The following is a 16,998-nucleotide window of genomic DNA, read 5'->3' on the forward strand; positions in this document are numbered from 1 at the left end:
CGCGTCCTTTCCCCGGGGCGCGCAAGTGGCTTTCGTATGCGTTCAAATGCGCAGAGTGTCCCGGATGGCGGCTGTGACTGTCCGGATGTGCGGGACGTGTCGGAAAGGGAAGATCCGTACGGGTCCGGTGAGTAAACCCGTATGGACCTGAATCGTGTGTGGTTCACAGTGCCCAGGGTGGAGCGGGGGAAACCGCCCCACCCGGGTCGAGCGGGAACTGGCTGCGGCTCAGGCCTTCTTGAGACGGAACCAGTAGAAGCCGTGCCCCGCAAGGGTCAGGAGGTACGGCAGCTGGCCGATGGCCGGGAACGTGACCCCGCCGATCAGCTCCACGGGGTGCGTGCCGTCGAAGCGCCGCAGGTCCAGCTCGGTGGGCTGGGCGAAGCGCGAGAAGTTGTTCACGCACAGCACCAGGTCGTCGCCGTCCTCCCGCAGGAAGGCGAGCACGGCCGGGTTGGACGCCGGGAGTTCCGTGTACGTCCCCGTCCCGAAGGCGCGGTTCTGCTTACGGATCTCGATCATCCGCTTCGTCCAGTGGAGGAGCGAGGAGGGGGACGCCATGCCGGCCTCGACGTTCGTGACCTGGTACCCGTGGACGGGGTCCATGATGGCCGGAAGGTAGAGCCGGCCCGGGTCGCAGGAGGAGAACCCCGCGTTCCGGTCGGGGGTCCACTGCATCGGGGTCCGCACCCCGTCCCGGTCGCCGAGCCAGATGTTGTCGCCCATGCCGATCTCGTCGCCGTAGTAGAGCACCGGCGAGCCGGGCAGCGAGAAGAGCAGTGCGGTGAAGAGCTCCATCTGGTTGCGGTCGTTGTCGAGGAGCGGGGCGAGCCGCCGCCGGATGCCGATGTTGGCCCGCATCCGCGGGTCCTTGGCGTACTCGGCGTACATGTAGTCGCGCTCTTCGTCCGTGACCATTTCGAGGGTGAGCTCGTCGTGGTTGCGCAGGAAGATGCCCCACTGGCAGCCGGAGGGGATCTCCGGGGTCTTCGCCAGGATCTCGGAGACCGGGTAGCGGGACTCGCGCCGCACGGCCATGAAGATGCGCGGCATGACCGGGAAGTGGAAGGCCATGTGGCACTCGTCGCCGCCGGAGCGGAAGTCGCCGAAGTAGTCGACGACGTCCTCCGGCCACTGGTTGGCCTCGGCGAGCAGCACCGTGTCCGGGTAGTGGTCGTCGATCTCCTTGCGGACCCGCTTGAGGAAGGCGTGGGTGGCCGGGAGGTTCTCGCAGTTGGTGCCCTCCTGCTGGTACAGGTACGGCACCGCGTCCAGCCGGAAGCCGTCGATCCCCAGGTCCAGCCAGAACTTCAGCGCGGACAGGATCTCCTCCTGCACCGCCGGGTTCTCGTAGTTGAGGTCCGGCTGGTGCGAGAAGAACCGGTGCCAGTAGTACTGCTTGCGGACCGGGTCGAAGGTCCAGTTGGAGGACTCGGTGTCGACGAAGATGATCCGGGCGTCGGCGTACTGCTTGTCGTCGTCCGCCCAGACGTAGTAGTCGCCGTACGGGCCGTCCGGGTCGCGCCGCGACTCCTGGAACCACGGGTGCTGGTCGCTGGTGTGGTTCATGACGAAGTCGATGACCACGCGCATGCCGCGCTGGTGGGCCGCGTCGACGAACTCCACGAAGTCGGCGAGGTCGCCGAACTCGGGGAGCACCGACGTGTAGTCGGCGACGTCGTAGCCCCCGTCCCGCAGCGGGGACTTGAAGAACGGCGGCAGCCAGAGGCAGTCCACGCCCAGCCACTGGAGGTAGTCCAGCCTGGCCGTGATGCCCTTCAGGTCGCCGATGCCGTCGCCGTTGCTGTCCTGGAAGGAGCGGACGAGGACCTCGTAGAACACCGCCCGCTTGAACCAGTCGGGATCGCGGTCCTTGGCGGGGGTGTCCTCGAAGGTGTCGGGGACGGGCTCGTTGACAGTCGTCATGAGGTGGGTGACCCTCCGGTCTGCGGGGACGGTCGCAGGACGAGCACGTGCGCGGGCGTGACGCCCGGTTCCAGGCGCACGTAGGCGTTCCTGCCCCAGTGATAGGTCTCGCCGGTGAGCTCGTCGCGCACCGGCACGGTCTCGTGCCAGTCGAGGCCGAGTTCCGGCATGTTCAACGAGACGGAAGCCTCCTGGGTGTGGTGCGGGTCGAGGTTGACGACCACCAGAACGATGTTCGAACCCGAGCGCTTCGAGTACGCGATCACCTGCGGGTTGTCGACGTCGTGGAAGGTCAGGTTCCGCAGCCGGCGGAGCGCCGGGTGACGGCGCCTGATCCGGTTCAGGGCGGTGATGAGCGGGGTGATCGTCGCCCCGGACCGCTCAGCCGACTCCCAGTCCCGCGGCCGCAGTTGGTACTTCTCCGAGTCCAGGTACTCCTCGCTGCCCTCCCGCAGCGGGGTGTTCTCGCACAGCTCGTACCCGGCGTACATGCCCCAGGACGGCGAGAGCGTCGCCGCGAGCACCGCCCGCACCTCGAACGCGGGCCGGCCGCCCTCCTGGAGGTAGGCGTGCAGGATGTCGGGGGTGTTCACGAAGAGGTTCGGCCGCATCAGCGCGGCCGTCTCCCCGGACAGCTCGGTGAGGTACTCCGTCAGCTCCTCCTTGGTGTTGCGCCAGGTGAAGTACGTGTACGACTGCTGGAAGCCGATCGCGCCGAGCGTCCGCATCATCGTCGGCCGGGTGAACGCCTCCGCCAGGAAGATCACGTCCGGGTCCGCCCGGTTGATCTCGCCGATCACCCGCTCCCAGAACACCACCGGCTTGGTGTGCGGGTTGTCCACGCGGAAGATCCGGATGCCGTGGTCCATCCAGAACCGCAGCACCCGCACCGTCTCCGCGACGATCCCGTCCATGTCCTTGTCGAACGCGATCGGATAGATGTCCTGGTACTTCTTCGGCGGGTTCTCCGCGTACGCGATCGAACCGTCCGGCCGGTGGTGGAACCACTCCGGGTGCTTCTCCACCCACGGATGGTCCGGGGAGCACTGGAGCGCGAAGTCCAGGGCGATCTCCAGACGCAGCTCCCGGGCCCGCGCCACGAAGGCGTCGAAGTCCTCGAAGGTCCCCAGGTCCGGGTGGAGCGCGTCGTGCCCGCCCTCCGGGGAGCCGATCGCCCACGGCACGCCGACGTCGTTCGGGCCCGCCGACAGGGAGTTGTTCGGTCCCTTGCGGTGGGTCTCGCCGATCGGGTGCACCGGCGGCAGGTACACCACGTCGAAGCCCATCGCCGCGACCGCCGGGAGCCGCTCGGCCGCCGTGCGGAAGTTCCCCGGCACCGTGCGCCCCTTGACCTTCCGCACGCCCTCCGAGCGCGGGAAGAACTCGTACCAGGAGCCGAACAGGGCCCGCTCCCGCTCCACCTGCAGCGGCAACGCGGGGGAGGAGGAGAGCAGTTCGCGCAGCGGATGGCGGTCCAGGGCGTCGACCACCCGCGGGGCCAGCGCCGCCGCGAGCCGCACGGCCGCCGGGCGGGACACGTCGCGCAGCGCGTCCGCCGCCGCGAGCACGGCCTCCCGGCCGCCGCCCTTCTTCGGGACGCCCTTCGCGGCCCGCTCGTGCAGCTCGGCCCCCTCGGCGAGGACCAGTTCGGAGTCGATCCCGGCCGGGATCTTGATCCTCGCCGTGTGGCGCCAGGTGGCCACCGGGTCGCTCCAGGCCTCCACGGTGTACGTCCACAGGCCCTCGACGTCCGGGGTGACCTCGGCACCCCACCGGTCGGTGCCCGGGGCCAGTTCACGCATCGGGGTCCAGGGGCCGGGCCGGCCCGACGGGCCGCGCAGCACGACATTGGCGGCGACCGCGTCGTGGCCCTCGCGGAAGACGGTCGCCGTCACCTCGAAGGTCTCTCCGGCCACCGCCTTCGCGGGGCGTCGACCGCAGTCGACCAGTGGGCGGACGTCCAGTACGGGAATGCGTCCCATGAGCGGATTCACGGCATCACCTGACGGGTTACGGGGGTGCGGGTGGTGGTGCGCTCTTTCTAGCTCCGTCGGCGGCCGGCGGGTTGCGGGCATGACGGCTCCTGTCCGCGTTCACTCGGATGGCGGGTCCACAGGGATGAACCGATAGGAACGGGGGGCACGGGGAGACGGGGTCGGGGGCGGTACCGGAGGAGCCTTCCCACGGTTGTCGGGTGGGCAATCCGGCGCTTTGTTAACTACTAGGGCGTAGGGAAGCGGACAAGGACGGGACCCGGACAAGAAAACGGCCCCGCCTTTGTGGGCGGGGCTCCTTCCTCCGTTCCGGGATCAGGGGAGCGGCGACGCGTCCGGCTCCTCCGCGTCCGACGACCACACCTGCCAGGGCTGCCGCGCCACCCACTCCTCCACCGGGGCCGGCTCCACGCCGAGGACCTCCGACGACACCCCGTCGTCGTCCGCCATCAGCAGCGGGTCCGCGCCGCCCGCCATGTAGTGGTAGATCCCCGCGACCCCCGCCGCCGTCGCCGGTCCCAGCAGCTGCGCCAGACCCCGCTCGAACACGGCCGGATCCAGCTCCTCGTACCGCACCGCCCGGCCCAGCCCCCGCCCGAAGGCCGCCGCCAGCTCCCGGCCCGTCAGGGCGCGGTCCCCGCCGATGTCGAAGGTCCGGCCCTCCAGGTCCTCCCGGGTGAGCGCCGCGAGCGCCGCCTCCGCGAGGCCCCGGTGCGACAGCCACGCCGTCCGCGCGGACTCCGGCAGCGGATAGGCGAGGACGCCCTCGTCGACCAGGGCGGGCCCGTTCCACGGGGAGAACAGGTTGTCCAGGTACACCGGCGGCCGGAGCACCACCAGCGGCACGCCGCTGTCCCGCAGCACCCGCTCCGCGAGCCGCCGCGTCTCGAAGGCGGCGACGCCCGTCGGACCCAGCGGCAGCCGGGTGTTGGCGTTGAACACGAGCCGCTCCGTGCCCGCCGCGAGCGCCGCCTCCGCGACGTTCCGCGCGTACGCCTCCACCCGCTCCTCGTCGTACACCAGCGGCATCGTGACGAACGCGTGCGTGGTCCCCGCGAAGAGCCGCCGCACGTCGCCCGGCACCCCCAGGTCGCCGCCGAGGAGGAAGGCCCCGGGGAGCGGCGGCCGGTCCGCCTCCGGGCGGCGGGTCAGGCCCCGCACCCGGTGGTGGCGCTCGGCGAGGAGGCGGGCCACCGCGCCGCCCTGGAAGCCGGTCGCGCCCACGACCGCCACCCGCATCGGAATCTCACTGGACATGTGTGTCTGAGGCCCTTCGATAGGCTGTCACCGCTGCCGTGTCGGCGTCCCTCCAGGCTCGCCGCGGCCGCTTCGTCCGTTCAATTAACAAACCGGGGCGGAAGTTGAAGGATCGTCCATGGAAACCGTGGGAACCGACCGTCACGACCAGCGCGACCCCCTCGACCCTCCCCGCGAGGGCGAGCACGAGGACCTGCTGAGCGAACTCCTCAAACCCCTCCGGCTCACCGGCGTCTTCGACAGCCGCTGGCACGTCCGCGCCCCCTGGGCCATCGAGGGGGACGCCGAACGGAGCTGCGCCGTCCTCCACTACGTCGTCGAGGGCGACTGCTGGATCACCGCCGACGACGAGACCCCCGTCGAACTCCACGCCGGCGACCTCGTCGTCTTCCCCACCGGCGCCGCGCACCGCCTCTCCGACCGGCCCGACCGCCAGGGCGTCCCCCTCAGGGCCGTCCTGCCCGAACGGCAGCCCGGCACCTCCGGCGAGATCGTCATCGACGGCAGCGGACCCGCCAGCCGCTTCCTGTGCGCCGGACTCCACTACGACGCCGGCGCCGCCACCGGCCTCTACACCTCCCTGCCCTGGGCCCTCGTCCTCGACGGCCGGCAGGTCGACCGCGAACCGCTGCTCCGCGACACTCTCCGGCTGCTCGCCGCCCCCGACCGGCCCGTCGGCCCCGGCGACCGGCTCATCACGCTGCGCGCCTTCGAGATGGCGTTCGTCCTCGCGCTCCGCCCGCTGCTCCGCGAGCTCGCCGGCAACCCGGCCTCGCTGCCGCTGCTCCGCCACCCCGGGATCAGCAGGGCCGTCGTCATGATGGCGACCCGGTTCGCCGAGCCGTGGACCATCGACTCCCTCGCCCGCGAGGTCGGCATGTCCCGCTCCGCGTTCACCGCCGCCTTCCGCGAGCTCGTCGGGGAGTCCCCCGCCCGGTACCTCTCCGCCCGCCGCATGCAGGAGGCCGGCCGGCTCCTCGCCGAGACCTCCCTCCCGCAGTCCGCCGTGCCCGAGCGGGTCGGCTACCGCAGCGCCGTCGGCTTCCACCTCGCCTTCCGCAAATGGTTCGGGATGACCCCCGGCGAGTACCGGTCGGGGGAGGTCAGAGCCGCCTGATCCGCCCCCGGCCGGGACCGGCAGGCGCTTCCGGACCGCCCGACCTGACATCTTCGGGAGCCCCTGGACGGTTCTTAAGGACCCCTGGACGGACGTTCATTGTCCGGCCGGGGCCGCCCGGAGAGGCTCGGGACCGGCACAGCCGCGACCCCGAGGAGAGGCGAGACACCGGTGACGAGGTCCGGGCAGGAGTATCTGGAGGGACTGCGCGACGGGCGCGAGATCTGGCTCGACGGCGAGCGCGTCAAGGACGTCACCGCCCACCCCGCCTTCCGCGCCGGAGCGGCCTCCTTCGCCGGACTCTTCGACCTCGCCGACGACCCCGCGCACCGCCCCGTCCTCGTCCAGGGCGGGGTGCGCCGGGCCGGGGCCGTCCCCCGCTCGTACGAGGACCTCGTCGCCCGGCGCCGCGCCTTCCGCACCACCGCCGAGGCGAGTTACGGCTTCCTCGGCCGCACCCCCGACTACATGGCCGCCGGCGCCGCCGGGTTCGCCGCCGCGCCCGCCGTCTTCACCGGCGAGGCCTTCGACGCCGCCGGCCACGCCCTCGCCCTCCACCGCCGGATCGCCGAGGACGACCTGCACACCGCGTTCACCCTCACCAACCCCGCGACCGGGCGCGGCGAGGACGACCTCGCCCTGCGGGTCGTCGCCGAACGCGACGGCGGGATCGTCGTCCGCGGCGCCAAGACCATCGGCACCGGCGCGGTCTTCGCCGACGAGCTCCTCGTCGGCACCATCGAACCGCTCGCCGACGACGACACCGAGCACGCCGTCACCTTCTCCGTACGGCTCGACGCCCCCGGCCTCAAGCTGATCTCCCGCACCTCCTACGAGGAACGCGCCCGGTCCGTCTTCGACCACCCGCTCTCCTCCCGGTACGACGAGAACGACGCGATGCTCGTCTGCGAGGACGTCTTCGTGCCCTGGGAGCGGGTCCTCACCTACCGGGACCCGGCCGGAACCGGCGCGATCTGGTGGCGGACCCCCGCCTACCTGAACCTCGTCCACCAGTCCGCCACCCGCTTCTGGACCAAGCTGGAGTTCCTCACCGGCCTCGCGATCCTGATCACCCGCTCGAACGGCACCGAGAAGCTGCCCGCCGTCACCCAGGCCCTCGGCCGGCTCCTCGGCATGGTCGCCCAGGCCAAGGCCTTCGTCCTCGCCGCCGAGGCCTCGTACGAGGAGGTCGACGGCGGGCGCGGCGGCGTCCGCCCCGGGCAGGAGATCTCCTTCGCCCAGCGGATCATGGCCGGCGAGCTCTACCCGCGTGCCGTCCAGGACATCAAGCTCCTCGCCGGCGGCGCCCTCGTCCAGCTCCCCGCCAGCGGCCGCGACCTCCTCCACCCCGAACTCGGGCCGCTGGTCCGCCGCTACTTCTCCAGCCCCGGCCACCCCGCCGAGGACCGCGTCAAACTCCTCAAACTCGCCTGGGACGCCCTCGGTTCGGAGTTCGCCGGCCGCCACGAGCAGTACGAGCGCTTCTACCACGGCGCCCCGCACGTCTACCTCACCATGCAGACCTGGGCCGGCTCGGCGGAGGAGTGCGAGAACCTCGCCCGCGCCTGCCTCGACGGCTACGGCCTGGGGACGACCCGGTGACGCCGCCACCACCGGGCCCGCGGCGCGGGGCGCTCGCCCTGCTCGCCTCCACCCAGCTGCTGCTGATCACGGACACCGCGATCGTCAACGTCGCGCTGCCCTCCGTCGGCGAGGACCTCGGCTCCGGCTCCGCCGGCCTCTCCTGGGTCGCCAACGCCTACCTCATCGCCTTCGGCGGACTGCTCCTCCTCGGCGGACGCGTCGCCGACCTCCTCGGCCACCGGCGGGTCTTCCTCGGCGGCCTCGGCCTGCTCGCCGCCGCCTCCGCCGCCGGCGGTCTCGCCCCCGGCGCCGGCGCCCTCGTCGCGGCCCGCGCCGCCCAGGGCGTCGGCGCCGCCTTCGCCGCGGCCGCCGCCTTCGCCCTGCTGCTCCTGCTCTTCCCCGACGGCCCCGCCCGGCACAGGGCCCTCGGCGCCTTCGCCGCCATGGGCGGCCTCGGCGGCGTCCTCGGCACGGTCCTCGGCGGCGTCCTCACCAACGCCCTCGGCTGGCGCGCCACGTTCTGGCTGAACGTCCTCCTCGCCGCCGTCCTCGCCGTCCTCGCCGTCGCCGTCCTCGACCCGCGCACCGGAGGGGCGTCCGGCGGCTTCGACCTCGCCGGGGCGCTCACCGCCACCGCCGGCCTCGGCCTCCTCGCCCACGCCCTCGTCGGCGGCTCCGAAGCGGGATGGCTCACCGTCCGCACCCTCGGCAGCGGCGGCGCCGGCCTGGCGCTGCTGCTCGTCTTCGCGGCCGTCGAGACCCGCGCCGCCGCCCCGCTCGTCCCGCCCCCGGTCCTCGCCCGGCCCGCGCTCCGGCTCGCCAACGTCCTCGCCGCGCTCGCCCAGACCACGCTGTTCCCGATGTTCTTCCTGGTGAGCCTCTACCTCCAGGACGTCCTCGGACACACGCCCCTCGGCGGCGGCCTCGGACTCCTGCCGCTCTCCCTCGTCGTCGTCGCGGTCGCCCCCCGGACCGGCCGGATCATCCTCCGCGTCGGCCTGCACCGCACCATGACCCTCGGCTTCGTCCTGCTGTGCGCCGGAACCCTCTGGCTGGCCCTGGCGCTCACCTCCGACGGCACCTTCGCGAGCACCGTCCTCGCCCCCAGCCTCCTCCTCGGCGCCGCCCTGCCGCTGGTCACGGTCACCACCAACGTGGCTGCCACCGCCGAGGCCGCGCCCGCCGAGACCGGACTCGCCTCCGGACTCGTCAACACCAGCCAGCAGTTCGGCTCCGTCCTCGGCCTCGCCGTCCTGGTGGCCGTCGCCACCAGCCGTACCGGGGACGCCCTCCGCACCGCGGCCGGCGACACGGCCCGGGCCGCCGCCGAGACCGCCGGCTTCCGCGCCGCCCTGCTCACCGGCGCCGCCTTCGCCGCCCTGGCCGCCCTGCTCTCCGTACGCCCGCACCTCCCGGCGCGGACCGCCCCGCCGAAGGACCGGGTGCCCGACCCGTACTGACCCCCCCCACGACGCGATGCCCACCCCCTGACCACCCGGCCGGTGAGCCCCGTTCCCCCGGCGCACCGAGCCCCGAAGAATAGAGGCCCCTTTGCTCGGCGACCCGCGTCACACGACCGAGGACATACGCGCCGCCGACCCGCTGGGCGCCGACGCCCTGCTCGCCGCGGTGCCCGCGATGAACGCGCGGGCCGACGTCGCCGCCCTGACCGTCGCCCTGCGCGCCCTGGTCCCCGACCTCGACCGGGCCGCGCAGTGGAGCGTCGGCGGCGCGCTCGCCGCCATGCGGGACCTCGGCATCCTGCTCGGCTCCCTGAAACGGCACGGCGTGCAGCCGCTGCACGCGGTCCCCGAGGCCCTGCCCGTCCTGGAACTCCTCGGCCGCCGCACCGACATGGTGCCCCGCGACACCGTCCACCACTACACCACCTGGAACCCCAAGGGCCCCCGCCGCCGCACCTACACCGGCCACCCCACCGAGGCCCGCCTCCAGGACGCCGTACGGATGGTCTTCCCCGGACTCGTCGCGGCCCTCGACGACTGCGCCCGGGTCGCCCGCCTCGAACCGTACGACCCCGGCTTCGCCACCGCCCTCCACCGCATCGCCGGACACGTGGGGACGATGGTGGACTCCATCGACCTCACGGTCGCGCAGGTCCCGCCCGAGTACTTCGCGCTCACCCTCCGCCCCTACTTCGAGGAGGTCGAGATCGCGGGCCGCGACTACCTGGGCCCGGCCGCCGCCCAGGTCCCGCTCTGGCTGGTCGACCTGACGCTGTGGCAGTGCGACCGCTCCGACACCGCCTACGACGCCTTCCTCGCCGAGTCCCTGCCCTACGCCCTGCCGACCTGGCGCGCCTTCCACGCCCGGCACCACGGCGGGGTCTCCGCCGTCGGCAAGCTGTCGGCGGCCGTCAGCTGGGAGGGCGCCGACCGGCTGCCGCCCGCGCTCACCGCCTCGGCCGAGGCGCTCGGCCGCGTCCTGCGGATCCTGAAGACCTTCCGGGCCCGCCACCTCGGCATCGCCCGCAAGGCGTACAGCGACGACGTACGCCTGTACGAGGAGGGCAGCGGCGGCGCCCCCGTCGCGCTGCTGCGCTCGATCCTGGACCTGACCAGGGAGAACGAGACCATGGTGCGCCGCGCCACCGAGCGACGCCGCCCCGCCGTGACCCCCGTCGGCCCCGCGGCCGCGTAACCGCGCTAAGGAGCACCCGCCATGTCCCCCCACACCGGCCACGGCCCCCACGTCCTCATCGCCGGCGGCGGCATCGCCGGTCTCACCGCCGCCCTCGCGCTGCACGCCGCCGGATTCGAGCGGGTCACCGTCGTCGAGGCCGCCGCGGCCGTCCGCCCCGTCGGCGCCGGGCTCAACCTGATGCCGAACGCCGTCCGCGAACTCGACGCCCTCGGCCTCCTCGACGCCCTGGAGGCCGGCGCCCTGCGCACCCGCGAACTGCGCTACTACCACCGCTCGGGCGGCCTCATATCCCGGGAACCCCGCGGCTTCGGCGCCGGCTACCGCTGGCCCCAGCTGTCCGTCCACCGCGGCCACCTCCAGCAGGTCCTGGCCGGCGCCGTCCGCGCCCGGCTCGGCACCGCGGCCCTGGTCACCGGCGTCAGGGTGACCGGTGTCGAACCGCTCCCGGGCGGGCGGCCCCGGCTGCGCCTGGAGCACCGGGACGGACCCGTCCGGGGCCGGGCCTCCCTCGAACCGGACGTCCTCGTCGGCGCCGACGGCATCCGCTCCGCCGTCCGCGCTGCCCTCAACCCGGCCGAGGGCGGCCCCCCGTGGAACGGGATGCTCGTGTGGCGGGGCGTGTCCCGGATGCCCGCCCGGGCCGTGGGCTCCTTCATGCTCATCGCGGGCGACGACCGGCAGAAGGCCGTCGTCTACCCCATGGGCCGGCCCACCGGACCCGGCCGCGAGGTCCTCGTCAACTGGGCGCTCGCCCGTCCCGCCGACACCCCGGCCGCCTGCGGCGAGGAGCGGCTGCGGGGCGACTGGAACCGCGCCGTCCCCGTCGAGACCTTCCTCCCGCACTACGAGGGCTGGGAGTTCGACGGCGTCAGCGTCCCCGCCGTCCTGCGCGCCGCCGACACCGCCCACGAGTACCCGATGGTCGACCGCGACCCCCTCGACCGGTGGACCCACGGCCGCACGACCCTCATCGGCGACGCCGCCCACGCCATGTACCCCATCGGCTCCAACGGGGCGACCCAGTCGATCGTCGATGCCCGCGCCCTCGCCCACGCCCTCGCCCGGCACCCCGACGACCCCGCCGAGGGCCTCGCCGCCTACGAGCGCGAACGCCGCCCCGCCATGACCGCCCTCCAGCACGCCAACCGGAGCCTCGGCCCCGAGGTCGTCATCGACCTCGCCCACGCCCGCGCCCCGCACGGCTTCACCGACATCCACCAGGTCATCCCCGCCGAGGAACTCGCCGCCATCGCCGGCCGGTACGCCGCCACCGGCGCCTTCGACCCGGCCACCGTCAACCAGGGCTCCCCGTACGACGTGGCGGTGCCCGCCCCCTGACGCCCCGTGGCCCGCCGGCCCGGCAGGCCCTACCGTCTTGGTGGCACACAGCGTGGTGCGCCCGCTCCGCTCCGTACTCGCCTGCGAAGGTGGACAACGTGAAGGCAATCCGTCGATTCACCGTGCGTCCCGTCCTCCCCGACACCCTTCGACCCCTCGCCGACCTCGCCCACAACCTGCGCTGGTCCTGGCACGAGCCCACCCGGGAGCTCTTCGCATCCCTCGACCCCCCCTCCGCGGCGGCGCCGGCCGGCGCCGATCCCGTCCGGGTCCTCGGCGCCCTCGAAGCGCCCCGGCTCGCCGCGCTCGCCGCCGACCAGGACTTCCTGGCCCGGCTGCGCGCCGCCGCCGAGGACCTCGACCACTATCTGCACGCCCCCCGCTGGTACCAGGGTCTGACCGGCGACGCCCCGGCCGCCGTCGCCTACTTCTCGCCCGAGTTCGGCGTCGCCGCCGCCCTGCCCCAGTACTCCGGCGGCCTCGGCATCCTCGCCGGCGACCACCTCAAGTCCGCCAGCGACCTCGGCGTCCCCCTCATCGGCGTCGGCCTGCTCTACCGGCACGGCTACTTCCGGCAGTCCCTCGGCCGGGACGGCTGGCAGCAGGAGCAGTACCCCGTCCTCGACCCCGGCGAACTGCCGGTCACCCTCCTCCGCGAGGCCGACGGCACCCCCGCCCGCATCACCCTCGCCCTCCCCGGCGGCCGCAGCCTCCACGCCCACCTGTGGATCGCCCGCGTCGGCCGCGTCCCGCTCCTCATGCTCGACTCCGACGTCGAGGAGAACGCCCCCGGCGAACGGTCCGTCACCGACCGCCTGTACGGCGGCGGCAGCGAGCACCGGTTCCTCCAGGAGATGCTCCTCGGCATCGGCGGCGTCCGCGCCGTCCGCACCTACACCCGGCTCACCGGCCACCCCGCCCCCGAGGTCTTCCACACCAACGAGGGCCACGCCGGCTTCCTCGGCCTCGAACGCGTCCGCGAACTCCAGGGCGAGGGACTCGACTTCGACAGTGCCCTGGAGACCGTCCGGGCCGGAACCGTCTTCACCACCCACACCCCCGTCCCCGCCGGCATCGACCGCTTCGACCGGGCCCTCGTCGCCCGCCACCTCGGCGACGACGGCGCCCTCCCCGGCGTCGACCTCGGCCGGATCCTCGCCCTCGGCGACGAGACCCCGCTCGGCGGCGAACCCCACGTCTTCAACATGGCCGCCATGGGCCTGCGCCTCGCCCAGCGCGCCAACGGCGTCTCCACCCTCCACGGCGCCGTCAGCCGCTCCATGTTCGCCGGGCTCTGGCCCGGCTTCGACGCCGACGAGGTGCCGATCACCTCCGTCACCAACGGCGTCCACGCCCCCACCTGGGTCGCCCCCGAGGTCGGCCGGCTCTCCCCGGACGCGAGCGACCAGGAGCTGTGGGAGCTGCGCCGCACCCTCCGCGAGCGGCTCGTCGCCGACGTACGGGAGCGGCTGCGGGCCTCCTGGCGGCAGCGCGGCGCGGCCGCCGCCGAGCTCGGCTGGACCGAGTCCGTCCTCGACCCCGACGTCCTCACCATCGGCTTCGCCCGCCGCGTCCCCTCGTACAAGCGGCTCACCCTGATGCTGCGGGACAAGGACCGGCTGCGGGCCCTCCTCCTCCACCCCGAGCGGCCCGTGCAGCTCGTCGTCGCCGGCAAGGCCCACCCCGCCGACGACGGCGGGAAACGGCTCGTGCAGGAACTCGTCCGCTTCGCCGACGACCCCCGCGTCCGGCACCGGATCGTCTTCCTGCCCGACTACGGCATGGAGATGGCCCGCGGCCTCTACCCCGGCTGCGACGTCTGGCTCAACAACCCCCTGCGTCCCCTGGAGGCCTGCGGCACCAGCGGCATGAAGGCCGCCCTCAACGGCTGCCTCAACCTCTCCGTGCTCGACGGCTGGTGGGACGAGTGGTTCCGGCCCGAGTTCGGCTGGGCCATCCCCACCGCCGACGGCGCGGCCGCCGCCGACGAGGACCGCCGCGACGACCTGGAGGCCGCCGCCCTCTACGAACTGATCGAACGCCGCGTCGCCCCCCGCTTCTACGACCGGGGCCCCGACGGCGTGCCGGCCGCCTGGACGGCCATGGTCCGGCGCACCCTCGCCGACCTCGGCCCGAAGGTCCTCGCCGACCGGATGGTCCGCGAGTACGTCGAGAAGCTGTACGTGCCCGCCGCCGGCGCCCACCGGGCCCTCACCCCGCCCCGGGCGCGGGACCTCGCCGCCTGGAAGGCCCGGGTCCGGCAGGCCTGGCCCGGGGTGGCCGTCGACCACGTCGAGGTCGGCGACGGGCTCGCGGACGACCTCGCCGACGCGGAGCTGGGCGCCACGCCCGTCGTCCGGGTCCGGGTGGCGCTCGGCTCGCTCGGCCCCGACGACGTCGAGGTCCAGGCCGTCACCGGCCGCGTCGACGCCGACGACACCCTCACCGCCACCCGGACCGTCACCCTCAAGCCGGCCGGCGGCCCCGACCTGGAGGGGCGGCAGCCCTACGCGGGCACCCTGGAGCTCGACCGGACGGGCTCCTTCGGCTGCACGGTCCGCGTCCTGCCCGCCCATCCGCTGCTCGCCCGGCCGGCCGAGCTCGGCCTCGTGGCCCTGCCGTCGGAGACGACGGGGGAGGGGGCGGGGGTGCTCCTGAGGTAGCCGGGTCCGCTGCGGGGCCGTTCTCCGCGGGACCGTTCCCTACGGCACCTTCGCCTTGTCGGCGAGGTGCCCGTCGACGAAGCACAGCCGGTACACCGGGATCGCGGCCAGCAGGGTGGACCGGTAGTACCGGCACTCGTCCATGCCGGCCGGTTCCGCCGGGGCGCGCTGCGGCCGGCCGTCCAGCGGGCGGTCGGGCAGCCCGTCGGAGACCTCGGCGAGCTCCGCGAGCGACTGCCCGACCCGCATCCGGGCGTAGTCCTCCGGCTCCAGGTACGACCGGGCCTGCGTCCACAGGGCGACGCCCACCATCAGCAGGCCCAGACCGGCGAGGAGCGCGAGCGGGATCCAGATCGCCCGCGCGAGGCCCTTGCGGACCTCGCGGCGGGCCCGGTCCAGCTCCCGCGCGGAGCGCGGCGCGGCCGGCAGCGGCGCCGGGGCGTTTCGGGGCAGGACGGCCTCCAGGACGAAACCGCCGTCCCCGGTGACCCGGTGCGCCAGCGACCCGCCCACGAGCCGCACCCGCTCGTCGAGCCCGACGAGGCCGGTCCCGCCGGTACCTCCGGGGGCGGGGGCCGGGCGTGTGAAGTCGGCGGGGGCCTGGTTCTTCCGTGCCGTGCCGCCGGGGGCGAGGTCCGTTCCCGAGGGGGTGCGGGAGGCGTGTCCCCTCTGCGCCGTGCCCCCGGTGCCCCGGCCCGTCGGCGCCGTTCCGTCCGGCGGGGTGCCGGGGCCGCTCACCACCCGGGCCCGCACGCTCGTCCCCTCCTCCGCGACCGTGACCGAGACCGCCGCGCCCGGCGCGTGCTTCGCCGCGTTCGTCAGGCCCTCCTGGACCACCCGGTGCAGGGCGAGGCCCGACATCCCCGGCAGCTTCGGCACCGGGGTCGTGGCGAGCGTGACGGCCAGCCCCGAGGCCCGGGCGCGGGCCGTCAGGTCCTCGACCGTCTCCCCGGGCGGCGTCGTCGGCGCCCCGGCGTCGCCCTCGCGCAGGACGCCGATGATGTCCCGCAGCCGGGCCGTCGCGTCCGCCGCCGCGCGCCGCAGCTCCCCGGCCGCGTGCTGCTGGGCCGGGCCGAGCGCCGGATCGACCTCCAGGGCACCCGCGCGGACCGCGATCAGGGCCAGGTCGTGGCCGAGGGAGTCGTGCATGTCGCCCGCGATCCGGGAGCGCTCCCGCAGCCGTTCCCGGTCGGCGACGGCCGCCTGCTCCCGCTCCATCCGGTCGGCCAGCTCCCAGCCGCTGCGCACCAGCCGGTCGTACTGGCGCATGTAGCGGCCGATCAGCCAGGGCGCCACGATCGCGAGGGCCAGCGACAGCAGCAGCGTGAACCATTGGCCGAGGGAGGCGTGCGCGACGACCGTCAGGGCCAGCCCCGCCGCCGCGATCGCGCCGAACAGCCACAGCGCCGCCCGGGTCTGCTCCTGCCGCCGGCCCGCCAGATAGCCGAAGGCGACGAGCGCCAGGCTGTACGAGGGGGTGAACAGCTCCGGACTCAGGGGCAGGCTCGCCGCGACCACGACCGCGATCGGCACCAGCGGCCACCGCCGGCCGGCCGCGACACAGCCCGCGAGGGCCGCCACGCCGACGGCGACCCGGGTCCAGCTCCCACCGTCGTCCGGGTCCGACTTCAGCAGGACGGGCAGGCAGAGGAGCAGCCACAGCCCCAGGTCGAAGAGGCGCTCACGCATCGGGGACCAGGCCCGCCTCGTACGCCAGGACCGCGAGCTGGACCCGGTTGCGCAGGCCGAGCCTGCCGAGGACGGCGCTCACGTGCGCCTTCACGGTGCCCTCGACGACGTGCATGCGGCCGGCGATCTCCTGGTTGGAGAGCCCGGCGCCGAGGAGGGCGACGACCTCCCGCTCCCGGCCCGTGAGGGGTTCCAGCCGGGTCCGCGCCTCGGCCGCGCGGGTGAACCGCTCGCCGCCGAGGGTGTCGATGACCCGCCGGGCGACCGTGGGGGAGAGGGCCGCGCCGCCCCCGGCCACGGCCCGGACCCCGGCGATCAGTTCGCGCGGGTCTCCGGACTTGAGGAGGAAGCCGCTGACGCCGCTGCCGAGCGCCCGCGCGATGTAGGCGTCCTCGGAGAAGGTGGTGAGCATGACGACGGCCGCGTCCGGCACCGCCCCGCGCAGTTCCTCGGCCGCGCCGAGGCCGTCGAGCCGGGGCATCCGGATGTCGAGCAGGACGACGTGCGGTCGGTGCTCGCGGGCGAGCTCGACGGCCTCGTGTCCGTCCCCGGCCTCGGCCACCACCTCGATCCCGGGGTCGGTGGCGAGGATGGCCCGCACCCCGGCCCGGATCATCGTCTCGTCGTCGGCGAGCAGCACCCTGATCATGCCGACCAGGGTATGCAGGGTGCGCGGACGCGGGGGGGGGCCCCGGGGGGGGGGCGCCCCCGGCCCCCCCCCCCCGGGGGGGGGGGGGGGGGGGGGGGGGGGGGGGGGGGGGTTTGTTTG

Annotated in this window: 11 protein-coding genes; 6 read left to right on the forward strand and 5 right to left on the reverse strand. The window is 74.2% G+C overall.

Annotated features, from left to right (window positions below; translation table 11 throughout):
* Positions 1-228: 228 nt before the first annotated feature.
* The 3 genes from treS to ACIGW4_RS18880 all read right to left on the reverse strand — a co-directional run bounded on the left by treS (position 229) and on the right by ACIGW4_RS18880 (position 5,177).
* On the reverse strand, positions 229-1,926 hold the full coding sequence (treS, locus tag ACIGW4_RS18870; protein ID WP_123455469.1) for a maltose alpha-D-glucosyltransferase: 1,698 nt from the start codon (positions 1,924-1,926) through the stop codon (positions 229-231).
* Positions 1,923-3,908, reverse strand: coding sequence for an alpha-1,4-glucan--maltose-1-phosphate maltosyltransferase (locus tag ACIGW4_RS18875; RefSeq protein WP_399581612.1), 1,986 nt, complete (start codon positions 3,906-3,908; stop codon positions 1,923-1,925). The genes treS and ACIGW4_RS18875 overlap by 4 nt, the downstream gene beginning before the upstream one ends.
* A gap of 327 nt (positions 3,909-4,235) precedes the next feature.
* The gene (locus ACIGW4_RS18880; RefSeq protein ID WP_398707560.1) at positions 4,236-5,177 is read right to left on the reverse strand and encodes an SDR family oxidoreductase; all 942 of its coding nucleotides are present in this window, start codon (positions 5,175-5,177) and stop codon (positions 4,236-4,238) included.
* 118 nt (positions 5,178-5,295) lie between these two features.
* Between ACIGW4_RS18880 and ACIGW4_RS18885 the strand changes: the two genes are divergently transcribed.
* The 6 genes from ACIGW4_RS18885 to glgP all read left to right on the forward strand — a co-directional run bounded on the left by ACIGW4_RS18885 (position 5,296) and on the right by glgP (position 14,540).
* On the forward strand, positions 5,296-6,294 hold the full coding sequence (locus ACIGW4_RS18885; RefSeq protein WP_123455472.1) for an AraC family transcriptional regulator: 999 nt from the start codon (positions 5,296-5,298) through the stop codon (positions 6,292-6,294).
* Between the two features lie 171 nt (positions 6,295-6,465).
* On the forward strand, positions 6,466-7,896 hold the full coding sequence (locus ACIGW4_RS18890) for a 4-hydroxyphenylacetate 3-hydroxylase family protein (protein ID WP_399581616.1): 1,431 nt from the start codon (positions 6,466-6,468) through the stop codon (positions 7,894-7,896).
* Positions 7,893-9,338 carry an MFS transporter gene (locus tag ACIGW4_RS18895; RefSeq protein WP_399581619.1) on the forward strand — a complete coding sequence of 482 codons (1,446 nt, stop codon included), beginning with the start codon at positions 7,893-7,895 and terminating at the stop codon, positions 9,336-9,338. Before ACIGW4_RS18890 ends, ACIGW4_RS18895 begins: the two co-directional genes overlap by 4 nt.
* Before the next feature lie 91 nt (positions 9,339-9,429).
* Positions 9,430-10,536 carry a monodechloroaminopyrrolnitrin synthase PrnB family protein gene (locus tag ACIGW4_RS18900; RefSeq protein ID WP_123455475.1) on the forward strand — a complete coding sequence of 369 codons (1,107 nt, stop codon included), beginning with the start codon at positions 9,430-9,432 and terminating at the stop codon, positions 10,534-10,536.
* A 21-nt stretch (positions 10,537-10,557) separates the two neighbouring features.
* On the forward strand, positions 10,558-11,877 hold the full coding sequence (locus ACIGW4_RS18905; RefSeq protein ID WP_399581623.1) for an FAD-dependent monooxygenase: 1,320 nt from the start codon (positions 10,558-10,560) through the stop codon (positions 11,875-11,877).
* A 98-nt stretch (positions 11,878-11,975) separates the two neighbouring features.
* Complete coding sequence (gene glgP, locus ACIGW4_RS18910; RefSeq protein WP_359590029.1) at positions 11,976-14,540, forward strand: alpha-glucan family phosphorylase; 2,565 nt, start codon at positions 11,976-11,978, stop codon at positions 14,538-14,540.
* A 39-nt stretch (positions 14,541-14,579) separates the two neighbouring features.
* Here glgP and ACIGW4_RS18915 read toward each other — a convergent pair whose 3' ends face one another.
* Both ACIGW4_RS18915 and ACIGW4_RS18920 read right to left on the reverse strand, forming a co-directional pair.
* Positions 14,580-16,229, reverse strand: a complete 1,650-nt coding sequence (locus ACIGW4_RS18915) for a sensor histidine kinase (RefSeq protein ID WP_399581626.1) — start codon at positions 16,227-16,229, stop codon at positions 14,580-14,582.
* A complete protein-coding gene (locus tag ACIGW4_RS18920; RefSeq protein ID WP_359590027.1) occupies positions 16,222-16,878 on the reverse strand; it encodes a response regulator transcription factor in 657 nt (218 codons plus the stop codon). Before ACIGW4_RS18920 ends, ACIGW4_RS18915 begins: the two co-directional genes overlap by 8 nt.
* Positions 16,879-16,998 lie beyond the last annotated feature (120 nt).

It is taken from the genome of Streptomyces sp. NPDC053513, from assembly GCF_044544765.1.
Taxonomy (GTDB): Bacteria; Actinomycetota; Actinomycetes; order Streptomycetales; family Streptomycetaceae; genus Streptomyces; species Streptomyces litmocidini.

What these genes read in the sequence shown, in the direction of transcription:
- treS (WP_123455469.1), bottom strand. Translation starts at nt 1,926, where the DNA reads ATGACGACTGTCAACGAGCCCGTCCCCGACACCTTCGAGGACACCCCC.
- ACIGW4_RS18875 (WP_399581612.1), bottom strand. Translation starts at nt 3,908, where the DNA reads ATGGGACGCATTCCCGTACTGGACGTCCGCCCACTGGTCGACTGCGGT.
- ACIGW4_RS18880 (WP_398707560.1), bottom strand. Translation starts at nt 5,177, where the DNA reads ATGTCCAGTGAGATTCCGATGCGGGTGGCGGTCGTGGGCGCGACCGGC.
- ACIGW4_RS18885 (WP_123455472.1), top strand. Translation starts at nt 5,296, where the DNA reads ATGGAAACCGTGGGAACCGACCGTCACGACCAGCGCGACCCCCTCGAC.
- ACIGW4_RS18905 (WP_399581623.1), top strand. Translation starts at nt 10,558, where the DNA reads ATGTCCCCCCACACCGGCCACGGCCCCCACGTCCTCATCGCCGGCGGC.
- ACIGW4_RS18915 (WP_399581626.1), bottom strand. Translation starts at nt 16,229, where the DNA reads ATGCGTGAGCGCCTCTTCGACCTGGGGCTGTGGCTGCTCCTCTGCCTG.
- ACIGW4_RS18920 (WP_359590027.1), bottom strand. Translation starts at nt 16,878, where the DNA reads ATGATCAGGGTGCTGCTCGCCGACGACGAGACGATGATCCGGGCCGGG.